A 19,121-nucleotide genomic window follows, 5' to 3' on the forward strand; every position below is an offset into this window, starting at 1 on the left:
GAAAAAAACTGTAGGTTAGCAAACACCTGCAGTTTTTCTTATTTTATCTACTCTTAACTATTCTTTTCTCAGCACTAGTGCCTATCGTAAGACAAGACCTGTAATAAATTGCAGCCACGCATAGGTTCCAACCTTAACTGTTTCAGAAACGGCCGAATCCTTACTTGGATCCAGGCAGACATAATCGATATGCCGAACAGCAGGATGTTTGCCGATTTCTAGCAAACTATCAAATAGTTCAATTGCTGATAACCCGCCTGGTGTTGATGCCGGAACTCCAGGGGCAACCGAAATATCCAATACATCCATATCAACTGTTACGTAAATACGATCAACCTTTGCTGCTAATTGCTCTAATGCACGTTGAACCGTGTTGATTAGCCCTTGTTTTCGAGCCTGCTTTAAGGTTACCATCTGAATCTTGTGCTCATTTGCGTAATCTATTAATGGTTTTGCATTGTAGTATCCATGCAGTCCAATATTAATCACGTTTTCCCCGTTCACGACCTGGCCATCAATTAATTGGCGGATCGGTGTTCCGTTTGCTGGCCCGAGTTCTTTTGGATCCCTTACATCAAGATGTGTATCAAGCTGTAAAATTCCAATCGTTTCTCTAGGGAAAGCATCCTTAATACCTCGTACAGCACAAGCCGTTGTCGAATGATCACCGCCAATCATACATGTCGGCGTGTTTGGATAGTGTGCGGCAAGATAGGCTGTTGTCTTTTGGATTCGTTGATGTGATAAAAGTATATCCGTCGTATGCATTGCCACATCACCCGCATCCGCCACTTGAAAGGAACTTAAATCTACATTTTCGTCCAAATTATACGTGGCAAATCCTTTCCACATCCGCCGAAATTCAGTTGGATATAAAGAAGCTCCAGAAACACTAATCGAAGACCTAGAGATTGGCGCTCCGTACAGGATGAGTTCAGGTGTATGTTCTAGCCCATTCAATGGTTTAACCCATTGATTCACATAGGTTGGTTCATCTATTGCCGTCTGATTCCATGACCATTCAGGTACCTGAAGAAAATGTTCACTCATCTTAGTTCACGACCTTTACACCTTTTTTCCATACCTCTTTTACATGGTTAACGCCGAATAAATATTGCAATTCTTGATAATTCTTCACATTCCATAAGACGAAATCTGCTTGTTTACCGACCTCAAGTGACCCAACTTGTTCTTGACGGTTAATGGCATGGGCTGCATTATAGGTTGCCGCCGTTAATGCTTCTGCAGGCGTTAAACGCATTAAAATACAAGCTAAATTCATAACAAGTGGCATCGAGGTTGTTGGGGATGACCCTGGATTACAATCCGTTGAAATCGCCACAGCCACACCCTCGTCGATCATTTTTCTACCTGCGGCTGCTGATTCACGTAAATACAGGGCTGTTGCTGGAAGTAAACAGGCGATTGTACCGGACTTTGCCATCGCTTTAATTCCTTCATCAGACGCTTTTAATAAATGCTCTGCTGAAATAGCTCCTACTTTCGCAGCTAATTCCGCTCCTCCATAAGGTACAATTTCATCGGCATGGATTTTCGGGATTAATCCCAGGAGTTTTCCGGCTTCTAATATCCGCTCCGACTGCTCTGGTGTATAAACCCCTTTTTCACAAAATACATCATTAAATTCGGCCAACTTTTCCTTAGTCACTACTGGCAGCATGTCATTGATTAAATGATCAACAAACTCATCTTCACGACCTTTATACTCTGGCGGTACTGCATGTGCCCCCATAAACGTTGGGACAAGATCGATTGGATGTTGATTTTGAAGCTTTTTCATCACACGCAACTGCTTCAACTCAGTTTGCAAATCCATACCATACCCGCTTTTCCCTTCCACAGTCGTTACACCATGAGCCAAAAATGAATCAAGTCGACGTGTTGTTTGTTCAATTAGCTCATCCTCTGTAGCTTCTCTTGTCATGCGGGTGGTCGCATGAATTCCTCCACCTGCGTTCATAATGTCCATATATGTTGCACCCTCGAGGCGCATTTCAAATTCACGCTCGCGGCTTCCTCCGTACACAACATGTGTATGCGGATCCACCAGTCCTGGAGTAACTAGATGATTTGTGGCATCAACAATTTCTGCCTCGTGGAGCTTATCTGCATATCGGGCTTCAAGCCCTTTTGTTGTTCCTACTGCCTGGATCACACCATCTTCAATCCACAAACTGCCGTCTTCAATTAGCCCAAGCTCAGACATTGCTTCCTTGGAGCGCGGACCTTTTACATCAGAAGCGAGCGTTGCTAATTGAGCAGCATGTTTAATCCAGATTGGTTTTGTCATTCTTGATCAGCCCCTTTATCCAGCATTGGCATCTTGATACCTTTTTCACGCGCTGTTTTCTTGGCAAGCTCGTATCCAGCATCAGCATGACGTACTACACCCAGTCCTGGATCTGTTGTTAATACTCGCTCGATGCGTGCTTCTGCATCTTTCGTACCATCCGCAACAATCACTACCCCTGCATGTAAGGAGTAGCCCATTCCTACACCGCCACCGTGATGAACAGATACCCAAGTTGCGCCTCCAACAGCGTTTACCATCGCATTTAAAATCGGCCAATCTGCCACAACATCTGATCCATCTTTCATTGCTTCTGTTTCTCGATTTGGTGATGCAACTGAACCTGAATCCAAATGGTCACGACCAATGACGATCGGTGCTTTTAGTTCTCCGCTTGCCACCATATCATTCAAGATTTTACCGAAACGAGCACGCTCTCCATAGCCTAACCAGCAAATTCGAGATGGAAGACCTTGGAATTGAATTTTATCCTGTGCCATCCGAATCCAATTACATAAATGCTCATTATCACTAAATTCACGTAAAATGGCTTCGTCTGTTTTATAGATATCTTCCGGGTCTCCTGATAGTGCTACCCATCGGAAAGGTCCTTTTCCTTCACAAAATTGTGGGCGGATATAGGCCGGAACGAAGCCTGGGAAATCAAATGCATTTTCAACGCCTTCATCTTTGGCAACCTGACGAATATTATTACCATAGTCAAATGTAATTGCCCCCTTTTCCATCATTTCAAGCATCGCTTCAACATGCTTAACCATTGATGCTTTTGAAAGTTTTACATATTCTTTAGGGTTAGACTCTCTTAATTTTGATGCTTCTTCAAGTGACATCCCTGAAGGTACATACCCGTTAAGTGGATCATGTGCTGATGTTTGGTCTGTTAAGGCATCAGGGATAAAGTTTCTTGCAATCATCTCAGGAAGAAGATCAGATGCGTTACCTACTAATCCAATCGATAATGCCCTCCCTTCTCTTTTCGCTTCTTCTGCCAACTGGATTGCTTCATCCAATGTGTACGCTTTCATATCTGTATAACGAGTTTCAATCCGGCGATCAATTCTAGTCTCATCCACTTCAATCGCGATACATACGCCACCATTCATCGTTACGGCAAGTGGCTGTGCACCACCCATTCCTCCAAGACCTGCAGTCACAGTAATCGTACTTCTTAATGTACCGTTGAAGTGCTGCTTCGCTAACTCCGCAAACGTTTCATACGTACCTTGGACAATTCCTTGAGAACCAATATAAATCCAGCTGCCTGCAGTCATTTGCCCATACATCATTAAGCCTTTTTTATCAAGTTCATGGAAGGTTTCCCAATTTGCAAAAGCTGGAACAAGATTCGAATTCGCAATCAAAACTCGTGGAGCATCTTTATGTGTTTTAAAAACAACTACCGGTTTTCCGGATTGCACAAGCAATGTTTCATCACTTTCTAGTTCTTTCAGTGAATCAACAATCGCGTCAAAAGATTCCCAGTTCCGTGCCGCTTTCCCAATCCCCCCATATACAACAAGATCCTCTGGTCTCTCGGCTACATCTGCATCTAAATTATTCATTAACATACGAAGTACAGCCTCTTGCTGCCAGCCTTTCGTATTTAATTGTGTCCCTACATAACGGATAATTTTGTTGTTTGTTGTACTTTTCATTTTATTCCCTCCAAGTTGTGCTACTAATATTTTATTAATAAAAAGAACGCATAGAATCCCGATCACTTAACTTCGACCGTTTGTTAAGTAGTGGAGTTTTTTGTTGCCTTTTGATTAAATATCAAATGCGCCTTGGCGTATTTGCGCCCGATTTTTTTAGGCCCACACGATGTGGGTTACAAAGACGTTGCCACAGGACGTGGCGTTTTTAGTCTTTGATCCTATGCTCGAAAAATTTCCGCTGAAAAATCGAGGCATCCGCCGGAGGCTTTTACTTTATTCAGTAGAAGTAGGGGACTTCTGCTGAATAAAGTTAAAAGTTCCAGTCTTTAACCAGTGATCCATTGCTTCTATATCCTTAGAGAACACGCGGTCTGCAGAAATATACGGTACGACTTTTCTACCATTTTCTAAAAATGAGCTTGTTGCGTTTGCCATTTTTTCTTTTCCACGAATTTCAGCGGCCTGCATGCTACAAATGGCCTCAATTGCCAATACACGACGCGTATTTGTGATAACTTGATATGCATGTCTTGATCCGATTGTCCCCATGCTCACGTGATCCTCTTGGTTTGCGGATGAGGGAATCGAATCAACACTCGCTGGATGCGCTAATGTTTTGTTTTCGGATACAAGTGATGCTGCGACATACTGCATGATCATTGCACCTGATTGTAAGCCTGGTTCAGGACTTAAAAATGGTGGTAGGTCATTCAGTTGCGGATTAACTAAACGCTCGATGCGACGTTCTGAAATATTGGCTAGTTCCGCCACTGCAATCGCTAAGAAGTCCATGGCAAAAGCGATCGGTTGTCCGTGGAAGTTCCCCCCTGATAAGACCTTTTCACCATTATCAAAAATTAACGGATTATCAGTAGCTGCATTCATTTCAATTTCCAATTTTTCTTTTACATAGTTTAATGTTTGCCATGTCGCTCCGTGCACTTGAGGGATACAACGGATTGAGTATGCATCCTGAACGCGGATTTCACCTTGTCTTGTTGTTAGAGAGCTATCAGAAAGATGAGCACGAATACGTTCAGCTACTTCAATTTGCTCTTGATAACCTCGTGCAAGCTGGATATCTTCATCAAATGCATCAATAATTCCACGTAATGCTTCGATTGTTACAGAGGCAATCAGTTCTGTTTGATAAGCTAACTTTTCCGCCTCCAGATACGCAACTGCCCCCATCGCTGTCATTGCCTGTGTTCCATTGATAAGCGCTAATCCTTCTTTTGCTGTTAATGTAATTGGGAAAATAGATTCCTTCGTTAACGCATGTATCGCAGATGTTTTCTCCCCTTTATAAAACACCTCACCCTCCCCGATTAAAACAAGAGCCAAATGTGAGAGTGGCGCTAAGTCCCCACTTGCACCAAGTGATCCTTGCTGTGGAATGACCGGATGAATGCCAGCATTCAGTAATTCAAGCAATCTATCAATCACGACCGGACGCACACCTGAAAATCCCTTCAGCAATGCATTTGCTCGAAGAAGAAGCATCGCACGTGATACAACCTCTGGAAAGGGTTCACCAATTCCGCAAGCATGAGAACGAATTAAATTCAATTGCAATGCCTCTACATCTTCTTTATCGATAAACACATCACTAAATTTCCCGAATCCTGTTGTAATCCCATAAATAATTCGTTCCTCAGCCACAATTTTTTCAACTGCTTTACGACTTTCTTGGACTTTTCTCATGCTCTCTTCAGAATAATTAACTTTTTCACCTTCATATAAAACTCTTTGTACCTCTTTAAAAGTTAGTGTTTGACCAGTTAAGGTAACCATCTGTTTGTCTCCCTTCAAATTCACTTTAGTACGGTAAAGAGCCAATAAAAAAGGGAGCTACATGATGAAAGTCACGAAAAAAATGACTTCATCATATAGCCCCCTATTAACTAAAATACTATGGGCGTATTATATGTGATTAATTCCAATTCAAAAAACAATTCTTTCCTTACCTAGGTATCTTTTAAACTCTAAAGTCTAATAACTAATTTTAGTATATGTGCTTTTATTTCCAGCGTCAACCATCACTTTCAAAGTTTGGTAAAAGTTTTATAAGAATTAAAAGTTCTTATTTTGCTGTTTATCAGTGAGAAAAGTGATTGGCACGAATAGTAAAAAAGCAAGTAAAAGTAAGCTTCCGCCCACAATAAAGAACACCATGACAAAGGTCTCATTAAGATTAAACGGATTTATATTGTACATCCACATTCCTACCGTCAACCCAAGAGCACCTAGCATTCCCAGGATACTGTGAATGGGTACAAGTCTTTTGAATTTAACCGTATATACCTTATAAAAAATTCCCCAAGCAAACACTGATAGCCAACCTACTAATAGAATATGAGCATGAATAGGTCTCAACGAATAATCCATATTTCCTGACATATGAGAGCCTAGAAAAGTACCGATTATACCGAATATAGCTGAAAATCGAATAAGACGTATACTCCAAGTCTGTTCCATTACTTATTCCTCCATTTCCCCAATCATGTTAGGAAGTATAATTGTGAAGGTTGTTCCCTCAGCAACCTTACTGTCAACCTTGATTTCTCCTCCATGTAGGTCAATTATTTGTTTAACGATCGATAAACCAAGTCCTGTTCCGTCCCTTTTTCTAGATGAATCCACACGATAAAAACGTTCAAAAATTTGAGAGACGGCTTCCTTCGACATACCGATTCCTGTATCTTTCACAATGACCTTAACGAAAAATTCGCTTCTAGATAAGCTAATCCAAATATTCCCTCCATGTGTATTATACTTTATCGCATTTGTTAGTAAGTTGTCCCACACGTTGCTCATAAGTTCTGCATCAACTTTTGTCCGAATAAATGGCAGTTTATATGAGACTTCAATTTCCTTTTCCTGTAGTCGCCACTGATACCTGCGGATGGTTTGTTTAATTTGTTCATCCAATTGGACCTCTGAAATCTTCATCGGATATGCTTTTTGATCAAGAGATGTTAACAGCAATAGCTGTTTTGTTAAATTTGAAAGCCGCTTTGATTCATGATCAATAACCTGTAAGTATTCTTTAGCATCTCGTTCATTTACATTTTGTGACAGTAGAAGCTCCGCATATCCCTGAATATTCATAAGTGGAGACTGGAAGTCATGTGACACATTATTGATAAAGGATTTCCTCGCTTCATCATTATGCTGTAACTGCCTCTGCATCGTGTTAAAGCTTTCTACTAATTGTCCAATTTCATCATTACGATCAATCGTTAGTGGATAATGAAAATTCTCCCGTGTAATCTCTTTGGTTGCTTCCGTTAACTTAGTAATCGGCTGAATCAGATGCTTTGCAAACAGGATTACACCACTAATACTAACAACCGTTACTGCGACAAAAAACCACGCTAAAATCATATGAATATCCGAAAAGAGTAGTTTATTATTTGGACGGATATATAAGCCGTATTGTTCCCCATTCATTGTGAATGGAACACCTACCGTGTTCTCTACAGCATTTGAGAAATGTCCCATCATTAAAAACTTATGGGAAAATGCATTCATACCATGGTAAATTTCCTTCTCTAAAAGAACCTTCTCGGCTTCTTGTGGAAGAACTGTCTTTGTAAAAGGCTTACCAAAATAAGCTTCTTTACCGGATTCATTTACCACATATATCTGATACCCCAGGTTTCCAATCGATTCCAAGAATGGTTCGAAGGAGGAGCTATCCGAATGCATACTCTCAAGAGTTAATGTAATTCTTTGTGCAATCTCTACATTCTGCTGATCAATCTTCTGTTTTGTTGATGTCATGTAAATAAAATTTGCGATGATTATTCCGACAATGACACTTATCATTAAAATCAATAGCGTAGCCACAATGAATTTCCGATATAATGTCTTCATTTTATTTCCTCTAGCTTATAGCCAATTCCGCGAACCGTTTGAATTTCCACCGATGCATCGAATTTTTTTAAGCGCTCCCGGATACGGTTTATATGAGTATTTAGCGTTTGTTCTCCACCTTCATAATCAACACCCCATACTTGTTCCACCAGAACAGCTCTAGGCGTAACCTTATTTACACGTGAAGCTAATAAGCTTAAAACTTCAAATTCCTTTAATGGTGGAAGGACTGTCTCATGATTTATATTTAATTCAAAATTTTTTCGATCTATCATGAGATTTCCTACTTTTATTACCGTTTCCATGGCACGTTCGACACGCCGTAACACAACGGCAACACGGAATAGGAGTTCCTTCACCTCAAAAGGCTTAACAATATAATCCTCAGATCCAGATAAGAAGCCTTGTTCCTTATCATCGATTTGACCTTTGGCAGTAAGCAGTATAACGGGGATATCATAGTCGTTCGACAAAATCTTGGTCAATTCAAATCCATCCATTTTGGGCATCATCACATCGACAATCGCTAAATCAACTGTTTTTTCTTCCAATAAGTCTAATGCTTCTTCGGCATGATTTGCTCTATATACTTGGTAGCCTTCTCGGCTCAAGTGAATCGATACTAGCTGTTGAATATAGACATCATCATCTACAACAAGGATCTTCATAATGTGAAACCTCCTAAAAAGCAAAATACGAAGGAAGCCCTTTGTATTTTATTTTACTGTCTATTATGCGATGCTTGCTTGTCTTTTTCAAATAACAATATCAAAGCTGGTAATAGCATTCCGCGTACTAGGAAAGTATCTATTAAGATTCCAATCGCGACGATGAATCCAAATACGAAAAGATCGGCAATTGGCATCGTTGTTAGCGCTGCAAAAGTTGCAGCTAGAATGATACCAGCAGAAGAAATGACTCCACCCGTATTACGGATCGCAACTTCAAGCGCATCTTTAACTCGATGAGTCTTCCTCTCTTCTATAAATCGTGAGGCAAGGATGATGTTATAATCGATACCTAGTGCCACAAGGAAGATAAAAGCATATACCGGAACTCGGGTACTTAATGCATCATAACCAAACAAGATATCGACAAGGAAGATTCCAAGACCTAAAGCAGATACATAGGAAAGTAAAATGGTTGCCATCATATAAATTGGCATCTTCATTGAGCGAGTTAGGGCAAATAAAAGTACGAGTATGAGTAATGTTTCAAGTATCACGATTGTAAAGATATCTCTCGTATTTACATCACGTTCATCTACTAGCTTTGCAGTCACTCCGCTATAATATGCTTCTCCTGATATGGAAAGGTCATTCAATAGATTTGGTGTATCTTCACGTAAATCTTTAATAATGGTCATAGATTCTGTAGAATATGGATTCGTTGCTAACACAACACTCAGCTTTAATGCCTTAGAGTCTTCAGATTGTGCTGTCATTCGAACAGTTGCAATTTCATCGTATTCTTGCAGTTTTTCTGCAAAAGCAGTCACTTTGTCTTGGGCTATTGCTTCATCACTTTCAATTAACAATGCAGTTGGTGCTAGTTCCCCTTTATCATATCTTGACTCTACAACTTCATATCCTACTCGAGACGGTAAATCCTCGGGGAACTTTTTGACAGTATCAAATTCAAAATCAAGATTAAATATATTTAATGCGGTGATGAGTAGGAAAACACCAACAATGCCTCCAGATAAACCTGGTTTATTCACCACGAACTTAGCAATTGGCCCCCAAATTCCGTGTTTTATTTCTTTTTCTTGGCCATACTTTGGAACTTTCGGCCAAAACGCTTTACGACCAAAGAGTGTAAATAAAGCTGGAACCAATGTTATCGATGCTAACATAATAAAGAACATTGCAAGCCCAAATATAGGAGCAAAGTTTTGATAGTCACGGAAATTGGCAAAGAATAAGATTAGCATTGCTGCTAACACCGTTCCTCCAGCAAAAAATACGGGTTCCCCAGTTGCACGCATTGCTAGTTTCATAGCTTCATATTTACTTTCTACTTTGTTTAGCTCCTCGCGGTAACGAGAGAATACAAACAGTGAATAGTCAATCACTGCAGCAAAAAGCAAAATGCTCATAATTGAGGTTGTGGAGTTATTAATTTCTAACCCGCCCGCTCCTAGTAATGCAACACTTTGATTCACGACCTGATAAACAATCGCTGTTGCTAATAGAGGTATGAATGCAAGTAATGGTGAACGGTAAATGGCAATAAGTAATACTACAATAATACCTATCGTTGCAAGTAATAACACCACGTCCGCTTGCTCAAATAACTTGAGTGTATCCCCAGCTATTCCTGCGGGACCAGTGATATAAAAGGACATATTTTCAAACTGATCCGCAATCTTATTTCCTACCTCAGAAGCCTTGTCATTTATTTCGGCAAATTCACTATTGCCAAGGCCTTGTTCTAATTCCATCGGTACAATCATGGTTGTACCATCTTCAGAGATAAAGCCTGCTAACGCTTGAGGTGGAAGTGCGCTAATATCAAGGATGGTCTCAATTCCTTTAATATCTTCTGCTTCGATTCCATTTAATATTTGTGTAACCTCATCGATACGAATGTCTCCATTTTCATTATGGAATACAAGGATTCCTGGTGTCCCTTGCTCATTCGGAAATAGCTCTTCTGTCTTTTTCTCGGCTATTATCGATTGTGCTTCATCAGGAAGCGATTGAAAATTACTTACTTTATAATCGCCAAGCCGTGGTCCCGCACTTAATCCGACCATTAAGACTAGCCAAGCGATAATCGTAATCCACATCCCACGTTTACTTGAAACCCAATCTGTAATTGGATGTAACAGTTTTCTCAAAAGTAAAACCTCCTTTAATTCCTTTCGATTACGATCTTACTAACCGAATATAAATTTAATATCAACTTTTGTTTACATTTGTCGAGAAACTGGGTGATGTCGGCGTGGGGTGTTGAAGTTTGGGTAGCTTCGGACAAGATGATGGCAAACCTGGGCGGGGTTGTCTGAAGTTTAGGTAACTTCAGACAACCGGTTGAAGGGGATTCAGCCTCTTTTCATTGACTCTTTTCCTCTTCATACGCTCGATGAAGGGGATTCAGCAACTTTTCATTAGCCCTTTTCCTCTTCATACGCTCGATGAAGGGGATTCAACAACTTTTCATCGACCCTTTTCCTCTTTATACGCTCGATGAAAGGGATTCAGCAACTTTTCATTGACTCTTTTCCTCTTCATACGCTCGATGAAGGGGATTCAGCAACTTTTCATCAGCCCTTTTCCTCTTCTACGCTCGATGAAGGGGATTCAGCAACTTTTCATTAGCCCTTTTCCTCTTCATACGCTCGATGAAGGGGGTTCAGCAACTTTTCATCAGCCCTTTTCCTCTTCATACGCTCGATGAAGCGAAGGCAATGTCGGCGCAGGGGTGTATGAAGGTGATCCGTCTTCGGACAAGGCTAGGTACAATAGTACAATAGTAAGAGGTTGTCTATTGAAGTGAAAAAAGAGCGAACCTTAATGGCTCGCTCCATCAATTATGGGGTGATTTAAAACTCTAAATTACCCACCAATTCTCATTTTTCCATCCATTCTTTTTAATGTCCCCAGAATACTCATAGCCGCTAAATAGCTCGTCTTTGGATTTTCCGGAAATGGATGATTGGTGATAGAGAATGTTGCTTCACCAAACTCACCTGATATGTCCACTTGATGTATGTTCTTTTCAATATGCGGATCAGCGACAAGGCATACTCTCGTCTTCTCTATCCCTACCCCCGCAAGAGACAGAACAATGGAGATGTTCATGTTTTTCGGAAATTGCTTAATTGCATCAATCGCTTTCCCTTCAAAAACAACCTTCGCTTCACGGATGTCTTCATCTATGAGGGAGTTGGCAGGTTTCCGAGTTGTCAACGAAACGCTATAAACCTTACCTAGGGCGTTTGCATTTTGCAATAAGTCCAAACCACCAATTGCACCAGACGGTAAATGAACGGTATACTTATACTCTTTTACAAGATTACTAATTTCATTCAGCAGTGCTTCATCTGCAAGTGCACCAACACTAATTACCACTACATCCTTTTTCTTAATAACCGATGGCAACAAAGTCTTTACTGCATGTATATTCGCTGCCTCCACTACAATATCGATTTCTGAATCAAGAAATGAGTTGAGATCAGTAAACAATTTCACACCAAATTTTGACTCCAACAATCGATATTTTTCTGTATTCCGTACCAAAATGCTTTTAATTTGTAGTTCTTCAAGTTGATTTTGATTGATTTCTTTCAATAAAAAAGTAGCAACTGCTCCCGCTCCAATTACACCGATATTCATCGTTGGCCTCCTTATGTCTTTAATAGATACCAGGAAAGACTATTAACTTCTCACTCTATCATAGGCAGTTAATGGTGCATTTTCCACGATAACGCCTTTCTATTGGTTTGCCTTCAATGAAAAAAGCTGGTGGAGTTTCTTTGGTTTTTAAAAAATACAGCTACAAAGCTCCCTATAAACAAAGTAAAGCTTGTAAAGAATCCATGTCTTTACAAGCTTTTTCGATTTAATTACATATCATTCTCTAACGCAAAGTTATCAAGCAGTGCACGCACTTCATCTGTTGACTTTGCACTCATCAATTGGTTTCTTAACTCGCTCGCCCCTCGAAATCCCTTAACATAAATCTTAAAAAAGCGACGAAGTTGTCCCAAAGAACGTGCTTGTAAATACGAATACTCGTCAAATAGATCGAGATGCAATCGTAGAAGATCAAGAAATTCCTTACTGCTATGCTCTTTCGGTTCTTTTTCAAAGGCAAATGGGTTTTTAAAAATACCGCGACCAATCATAATTCCATCAACACCGTATTGAGTAGCAAGCTTCATGCCAGTTTGATAATCAGGAATATCCCCATTAATCGTTAAAAGTGTATCTGGTGCCACCTCGTCACGAAGTTTCTTGATTTCCGGAATCAACTCCCAATGCGCATCGACTTTGCTCATTTCCTCTCGAGTACGCAAATGAATGGATAAATTAACAATGTCTTGTTTCAAAATATGTGTTAGCCAGTCGCGCCATTCATCTACTTCCATGAAACCAAGCCTTGTTTTCACACTAACAGGCAGTCCTCCTGCTTTTGCTGCTTGTATAATTTCAGCTGCAACTTCCGGACGGCGGATGAGACCGCATCCCTTTCCATCCTCTATCACATTGTCTACCGGGCAGCCCATATTGATATCAATACCCCGAAATCCTTGTTCAGCCATACCGATACTCATTTTTCGAAAGTGTTCAGGCTTATCTCCCCAAATATGAGCCACAATTGGTTGTTCATCTTCTGTAAACGTCAAACGCCCGCGCACACTTTGCTGCCCCTCGGGGTGACAATAACTATCGGTGTTCGTAAACTCTGTAAAAAACACATCAGGCCTGCCTGCTTTACTCACTACATGGCGGAAAACAACATCCGTCACATCTTCCATGGGTGCAAGTATAAAAAACGGCCGTGGTAGATCACGCCAAAAATTATCTTTCATAATCAAACTCAAATCCTCTCTATATCGACGAGTTCATCCTCACATCCGAAAGTTAAACTCAGAAATGTTCATGTTTCTTTAATATCTAAACCATTCATGAATCCTTTTTATCAAACTATAATAACTTTAAAAATTATAAACTTTACTATATCAAATTTAAAGCGTAAAGAAAATCGGGTAAAAAAAGGTAGGTTAGGATAAAGGGGAGGTACGTGTTTGCGGATATTGAAAGGTTAATTACATGAATAGACTGAGAATATGAATGCATAGAATGACTGGTTAATAGCCATTAAATATGCATTCATATCCTCCCATCCTTCAAATACCAACGAGAAATGTGGTAGCTCCTATCGTAGTTCTATTATTCACCAGTTTCAGCAAATCGTTGAATTCTTTCACCAATTTGGTCACGTACCCGTTGGAACACTGCCCATTTCTCTTCTTCCGTACCTTGAGCTTTCGCAGGATCATCGAATCCCCAATGGTCACGTTTAACATGTGATGGTGTCATTGGACACTTATCAGCAGCATCTCCACATAAAGTTACAACAAAATCAGCATTGTTTAGAATTTCAGGGTCAATAATATCTGATGTTTGATTGGAAATATCCATTCCAACTTCGTTCATCGCTTTTATCGCATTAGGATTTAAGCCGTGTGCTTCAATACCAGCACTTAATACGTCCCACTCTTCTCCTAAATACTTTTTCCCCCACCCTTCAGCCATTTGGCTTCTGCAAGAGTTACCTGTACATAAAAAGTAAATTGTTTTTTTTGACATAATCGAAATCTCCTTTGTTGTTTAATGAATAATAAGCAGCCAAATATATAATCCAACGAGTGTGATGAACAATGTTGGGATGGTTAGTATAATACCAGTCTTAAAGTAGGTTCCCCATGAAATTTTAACTCCCTTTTGTGAAAGAACATGTAACCATAAAAGGGTAGCAAGAGAACCAATTGGTGTAATTTTCGGACCTAAATCTGAACCAATGACATTCGCATAGATAAGAGCTTCTCTTATTACACCGCTTGTATTTGTATCTGCAATTGCTAGAGCATCTATCATGACAGTCGGCATGTTATTCATAACTGATGACAGAATTGCTGCTATGAATCCCATTCCGATTGTTGCCACAAATAAGCCTTGATCAGCAGATAACTGAATAAGATTTGCTAGGATATCTGTAAGCCCAACATTTCTTAACCCATATACAACTACATACATTCCTATTGAGAAAAACACGATAGCCCACGGAGCACCTTTTACAACTGTACGTGTATTTACGGCTGAACTTCTCCTAGCCATGAAGAGGAAGAAGATTGCTACAATACTTGCGATAATCGATACTGGAATTCCTGTAAACTCACTTGCAAAATATCCAATAAGTAGTATCCCTAACACAACCCAAGATAATCTGAACATCTTCAGGTCACGAATCGCTTCTGCTGGCTTTTTCAGTTGAGTCATATCATAATTCTTCGGAATGCTCTTACGGAAAAATAGATATAAGACCAAAATACTTGCTGCTAACGAAAAAAGATTGGGAACAATCATTCTTGATGCAAACTCTGCAAAACCAATTCCAAAAAAGTCTGCTGAAACAATGTTTACTAAGTTACTGACGACAAGTGGCAGAGATGTCGTATCTGCAATAAATCCACTTGCCATGATAAATGGAAATACCATTTTTTCATTGAAGTTAAGGTTCCGAACCATCGCTAAAACGATTGGAGTTAAAATTAACGCTGCTCCGTCGTTAGCAAAGAAAGCTGCAACTAGTGCTCCTAATATCGAAACATACACAAACATTCGAATTCCATTTCCTTTTGCGGTTCTTGCCATATGAAGTGCTGACCACTCAAAGAAACCAATCTCATCTAGTATTAATGAAATGATAATAATAGCCACAAACGTTAACGTTGCATTCCAAACAATAGATGTAACATCGATTACATCTTTAAAATCCACTACTCCAACGATTAGAGCTAAGACAGCCCCACCACAAGCAGACCAACCAATCGATAAACCCTTAGGTTGCCAAATAACCAAGACGAGTGTAATTAAGAAAATAACTGAAGCTAAAATTACTGATATCAATATATAACCTCCTACTACTTACTTAGATGTATTAAAGTACTCCTGTTGCATACTTAACAATCGCATTTAATGATTGCGATTTCTTGCAATTGATCAATAATAGACTGAATATATGGAGGTAAGTCATCATTTAATCGATAATGTTTCCAAGTACCCGAGGGTCTTTCAAGAACAATTCCAGCATCCTTCAACTTTTTCAATTGTTGACTAACCGCTGGTTGAGAAATATTTAAAACATCGACAAAATCACAAACACATACTTCCCCTTTTTTAAGGCATGATAATAGCTTTAATCGGTTAGGGTCACTTACAGCTTTTAGCTGCTTAGCCATTAATTCAATGTTCTCCAAATCAGTCTTCTCCTTCCTTACATAAGAACTCCCTTATATAACCTTTTGCTTATATAATATTCTACTTAAATAAAAGTCGCAACCTTTATTTTAATGCATATCAAACAATTTCAATACAAGTCAAATCTATATTTCCTAATTAGTATAAATACCTTACATTTTTTGATACACACTTGACCTTTAATTTCTCTTTGATTTTGAGTAGAAGCCTGCATATTTCATTATGAAAAAAGTGACCAATCTATACATTTCAGACCGGCCATAACACATAAATTACTTTCTTATACTCCTAAACTAACAGTTTCTCCATTGCCATAACATCAATAAATTGATCATCGATTTTTCCCTGTTTTTTAAATACGCCTACTTCCCGAAATCCACTTTTCTTATAAAGTCCTTGACCAAGTTCATTAAACGGAAAAGTAAATAAGACAATTTTGTGGAATACGTTTTCCTTAGCCAGCTTCTCGACTGTGGAAAGTAATTTTCCTCCTATGCCTCTTCCACGATCATCTCTTCTAACATAAACAGATAAATCAGCAACTCCATCATATGCAGAACGACTATTATACTGATTTAGACTTGCCCATCCAACAATTTCTCCCTCAACTTCGGCTATTATCACCTTAAAACGTCCAGTATGTCGATGAAACCAGGCAAGCATAAAATCCTTATCTTTTATTGAGGTTTCCAAGGTTGCAATTCGATCTTCAATACCCTCATTATAAATTGAAAGAATATCATCAATATCGTGAATAGAAGCGATGCGGATATTGATATTTCTCATAAAAAATGTTCCTCCCCTGCAGCTTCGTTTTTCATATTGAATATAACTTATTCACTGGTAATTTCAAACTACAAATTTGTATATTTCCTTTCACACCAGAGAAATAAAACAAAACTGCTAATGCGATATAAAATACTATAAATTCCCATCAAAAAAAACGAGAAATTAAATTCTCGTTTTTTCCTAAATTATAACCATTCACCGTATTTTGGTAGACTGTCGTTTTGAGTGTACTCATCTGTTTTTCGTAAAAGGTCAACAATTGTTGGCATATCTAATTTTTCGATAAGTTCTTCTAACGCAAGTACACCTGATTTTGCAATTTTTTCACGTTCCTCTTCTGAAGTTAAAAGAGGAGTTACTAAGTGATCGGATGCTTGATCAAAGTAAGAACCAATGGCTCCAGATTGTAATGCATATTTCCCAAGTTGGTTACCTGGGTTTTTACTCATGCCATCTAACATGCTTTGTATATCATATGTGACCGAATTGGATTCAGGTACATTCAATGGAACATCATCTAATCTTCCAAGTATTTTATAAGCACCAATACTCATATCGTTAAACTTATCCATAAATGAGTAACTTAAATCTTCAACTGCATCAAATACTTTCACCATATCCATATAAAGAATCGGGACTTTCGTTTCTTCAAAGAAATCACGAACCATTCCGCTTAATGTTATGTGAGCAGGACCATGACATGTTACATACACTTGTCGTCTGAAGCCTTGTTTTAAAAGTGATTTAGCTATTGCTTCTAAATATCTCATACCCTCTTTAACGCTTATATTAACGGTCCCGCGAGCCATCGCTGTCCCACCCGCAAAGAAATATGGAAGATTGTGAAGAACAAGTCCGTTTGTTGCTTCTGCCATTTTTAAAGCAACAGCTTCAGCAAAAACTGTTTCTGCATCAAGCGGTAATGCTCCGTGCGTTTCTGTTACACCAACAGGTACAAAAATCAGATCATTTTCTTGCAGGTACTCTTCAACTTCACCGTTTGTGCATTTAGTTAGGAACCGAGTTCTCATCGAATAACATCCCCTTTTAAAAATTTTTTAAAGTATATATTTAATAGATTAGTTTTGTGCTCTTCGTTCTTTTAATGTAGTATACATTTCTTGAGCTTTCGTACTATTCAAGTTGAAAATTAACGCAATACCGATAATCATTAAGAGAAAAGATAAAATAGGTAATCCGTTATACATACGTAAAACACCTTCTGCGACTTCTTGGGTTTGAGAAGTTTGTCCAGAAACAAATCCTACCCAACCTAGAGCATAACTACCAAGTGCAGAACCAACACCCATACCTACTTTACGTGAGAATGAATAAATGGAGTAAAGTGTTCCATCATATCGTTTGCCAGTTTGAAGCTCTGTAAAATCTAAACAATCTGTAACGAGTGCCCATACGATCATAACAAAAACCATATTTGCGATAGTAGCGATATTATAGGCTACTATATACACATAAACATTCTCAATAATAAAGATTGTTAGGAGTGTAGAAGCAATTAAACTAAAGCTTGCCGTACTAATGACCATATTACGTTTACCAAACTTCTTAACGAGAGTAGGGACAAAAAGAAACAATACCAGTGTAACTCCCATTTGTAAGAATGAGTTAAGCGCAAATGCACCTGGATTATTGTAATACTCTGAGAACACAATTGCAGCTAATTGTGTAACACCATTGATCATAATTAAAGAACCTACACTTGCTACCATCATCCCTAATAACTGTCGATTCTTTAAGGCAGCTTTTAAGGCATCTGTAAATTTGTAATCAGGTTTAGTACCAACTGGTCTATCATCACGAATACGTTCTGTTGTTAATTTGACAAGTCCTGTATAAGCAAGAACAGAAAGAATACTGAATACGATAGAAATATAGAAAAACATTTCAGGTACTAGATTTCCAGATTTATCATAGATAAACATAGGGACAAACGATAAAAATCCGATCCCAACAACCATACCACCAATAGCACGAGCACGAGATAATTTCGTACGTTCAATTGGATCATCTGTAATAACAGCCGCTAATGAACCATAAGGAATTGAATCAGCTGTGTATGCGATTCCATAGAATAGATAAACAAAAACGACCCATACATGAATTGCCGTTGATGACCAACTTGAGACATCAGCAAATGAAATTAAGATGGATGCTGCTAGTAACCATTTTGAGATATTGATATATGGTAAAAATTTATCGCCGCTTTTTCCTAATCTCCATCTATCAGGAATACTTCCCATCAAAACATCTGTGAATGCATCAAATATCCGGGCAACTAAAAACAATGTTCCCATGAAATAAGGACTTACTCCAAGTACGGAGGTGGTGAATAAAAGGAAAAACGAACCGATGTAAAGGTTTGCAAATCCTCCACCAACATCCCCTAGCATGTATCCAAATTGATCCCGGAAACCAAATTTTCTAACCTGTTTCTTTTCCATGATGTAACCC

General features: G+C 39.0%; 16 protein-coding genes. All 16 read right to left on the reverse strand.

The window, feature by feature from the left end:
• Positions 1-81 precede the first annotated feature (81 nt).
• Entirely contained in the window at positions 82-1,050 is a 969-nt protein-coding gene (locus CKK03_RS20855) for an agmatinase family protein (RefSeq protein WP_099364433.1), read from the reverse strand.
• Position 1,051: 1 nt separating this feature from the next.
• A complete protein-coding gene (hutI, locus tag CKK03_RS20860) occupies positions 1,052-2,311 on the reverse strand; it encodes an imidazolonepropionase (protein WP_099364434.1) in 1,260 nt (419 codons plus the stop codon).
• Complete coding sequence (gene hutU / locus CKK03_RS20865; RefSeq protein WP_099364435.1) at positions 2,308-3,987, reverse strand: urocanate hydratase; 1,680 nt, start codon at positions 3,985-3,987, stop codon at positions 2,308-2,310. Before hutU ends, hutI begins: the two co-directional genes overlap by 4 nt.
• Positions 3,988-4,263: 276 nt before the next feature.
• Positions 4,264-5,784 carry a histidine ammonia-lyase gene (gene hutH, locus CKK03_RS20870; protein ID WP_099364436.1) on the reverse strand — a complete coding sequence of 507 codons (1,521 nt, stop codon included), beginning with the start codon at positions 5,782-5,784 and terminating at the stop codon, positions 4,264-4,266.
• Between the two features lie 279 nt (positions 5,785-6,063).
• On the reverse strand, positions 6,064-6,468 hold the full coding sequence (locus tag CKK03_RS20875) for a hypothetical protein (protein ID WP_099364437.1): 405 nt from the start codon (positions 6,466-6,468) through the stop codon (positions 6,064-6,066).
• A 3-nt stretch (positions 6,469-6,471) separates the two neighbouring features.
• Positions 6,472-7,869: a sensor histidine kinase gene (locus tag CKK03_RS20880; protein WP_099364438.1), complete on the reverse strand. Its 1,398-nt coding sequence runs from the start codon at positions 7,867-7,869 to the stop codon at positions 6,472-6,474.
• Positions 7,866-8,537, reverse strand: a complete 672-nt coding sequence (locus tag CKK03_RS20885) for a response regulator transcription factor (RefSeq protein ID WP_099364439.1) — start codon at positions 8,535-8,537, stop codon at positions 7,866-7,868. Before CKK03_RS20885 ends, CKK03_RS20880 begins: the two co-directional genes overlap by 4 nt.
• 53 nt (positions 8,538-8,590) lie before the next feature.
• Entirely contained in the window at positions 8,591-10,711 is a 2,121-nt protein-coding gene (locus tag CKK03_RS20890) for an MMPL family transporter (RefSeq protein ID WP_099364440.1), read from the reverse strand.
• 718 nt (positions 10,712-11,429) lie between these two features.
• Positions 11,430-12,209, reverse strand: a complete 780-nt coding sequence (gene nadX / locus CKK03_RS20895) for an aspartate dehydrogenase (protein ID WP_099364441.1) — start codon at positions 12,207-12,209, stop codon at positions 11,430-11,432.
• 230 nt (positions 12,210-12,439) lie between these two features.
• Positions 12,440-13,408 carry a tRNA dihydrouridine synthase gene (locus CKK03_RS20900; protein WP_180271350.1) on the reverse strand — a complete coding sequence of 323 codons (969 nt, stop codon included), beginning with the start codon at positions 13,406-13,408 and terminating at the stop codon, positions 12,440-12,442.
• Between the two features lie 361 nt (positions 13,409-13,769).
• Entirely contained in the window at positions 13,770-14,189 is a 420-nt protein-coding gene (arsC, locus tag CKK03_RS20905) for an arsenate reductase (thioredoxin) (RefSeq protein WP_099364443.1), read from the reverse strand.
• Between the two features lie 21 nt (positions 14,190-14,210).
• Positions 14,211-15,509: an arsenic transporter gene (locus tag CKK03_RS20910; protein ID WP_099364444.1), complete on the reverse strand. Its 1,299-nt coding sequence runs from the start codon at positions 15,507-15,509 to the stop codon at positions 14,211-14,213.
• A gap of 53 nt (positions 15,510-15,562) precedes the next feature.
• The gene (locus CKK03_RS20915) at positions 15,563-15,859 is read right to left on the reverse strand and encodes an ArsR/SmtB family transcription factor (RefSeq protein WP_180271344.1); all 297 of its coding nucleotides are present in this window, start codon (positions 15,857-15,859) and stop codon (positions 15,563-15,565) included.
• A 289-nt stretch (positions 15,860-16,148) separates the two neighbouring features.
• Positions 16,149-16,646 (reverse strand): arsinothricin resistance N-acetyltransferase ArsN1 family A, encoded by a 498-nt coding sequence (locus CKK03_RS20920; RefSeq protein WP_099364445.1) that lies wholly within the window; start codon positions 16,644-16,646, stop codon positions 16,149-16,151.
• Positions 16,647-16,834: 188 nt separating this feature from the next.
• Positions 16,835-17,680 carry a creatininase family protein gene (locus CKK03_RS20925; protein ID WP_099364446.1) on the reverse strand — a complete coding sequence of 282 codons (846 nt, stop codon included), beginning with the start codon at positions 17,678-17,680 and terminating at the stop codon, positions 16,835-16,837.
• A gap of 48 nt (positions 17,681-17,728) precedes the next feature.
• Positions 17,729-19,111 carry an MFS transporter gene (locus tag CKK03_RS20930; RefSeq protein WP_099364447.1) on the reverse strand — a complete coding sequence of 461 codons (1,383 nt, stop codon included), beginning with the start codon at positions 19,109-19,111 and terminating at the stop codon, positions 17,729-17,731.
• Between the last annotated feature and the right edge of the window lie 10 nt (positions 19,112-19,121).

The organism is Fredinandcohnia onubensis, from assembly GCF_002734215.1.
GTDB classification, from domain to species: Bacteria; Bacillota; Bacilli; order Bacillales; family Bacillaceae_L; genus Ferdinandcohnia; species Ferdinandcohnia onubensis.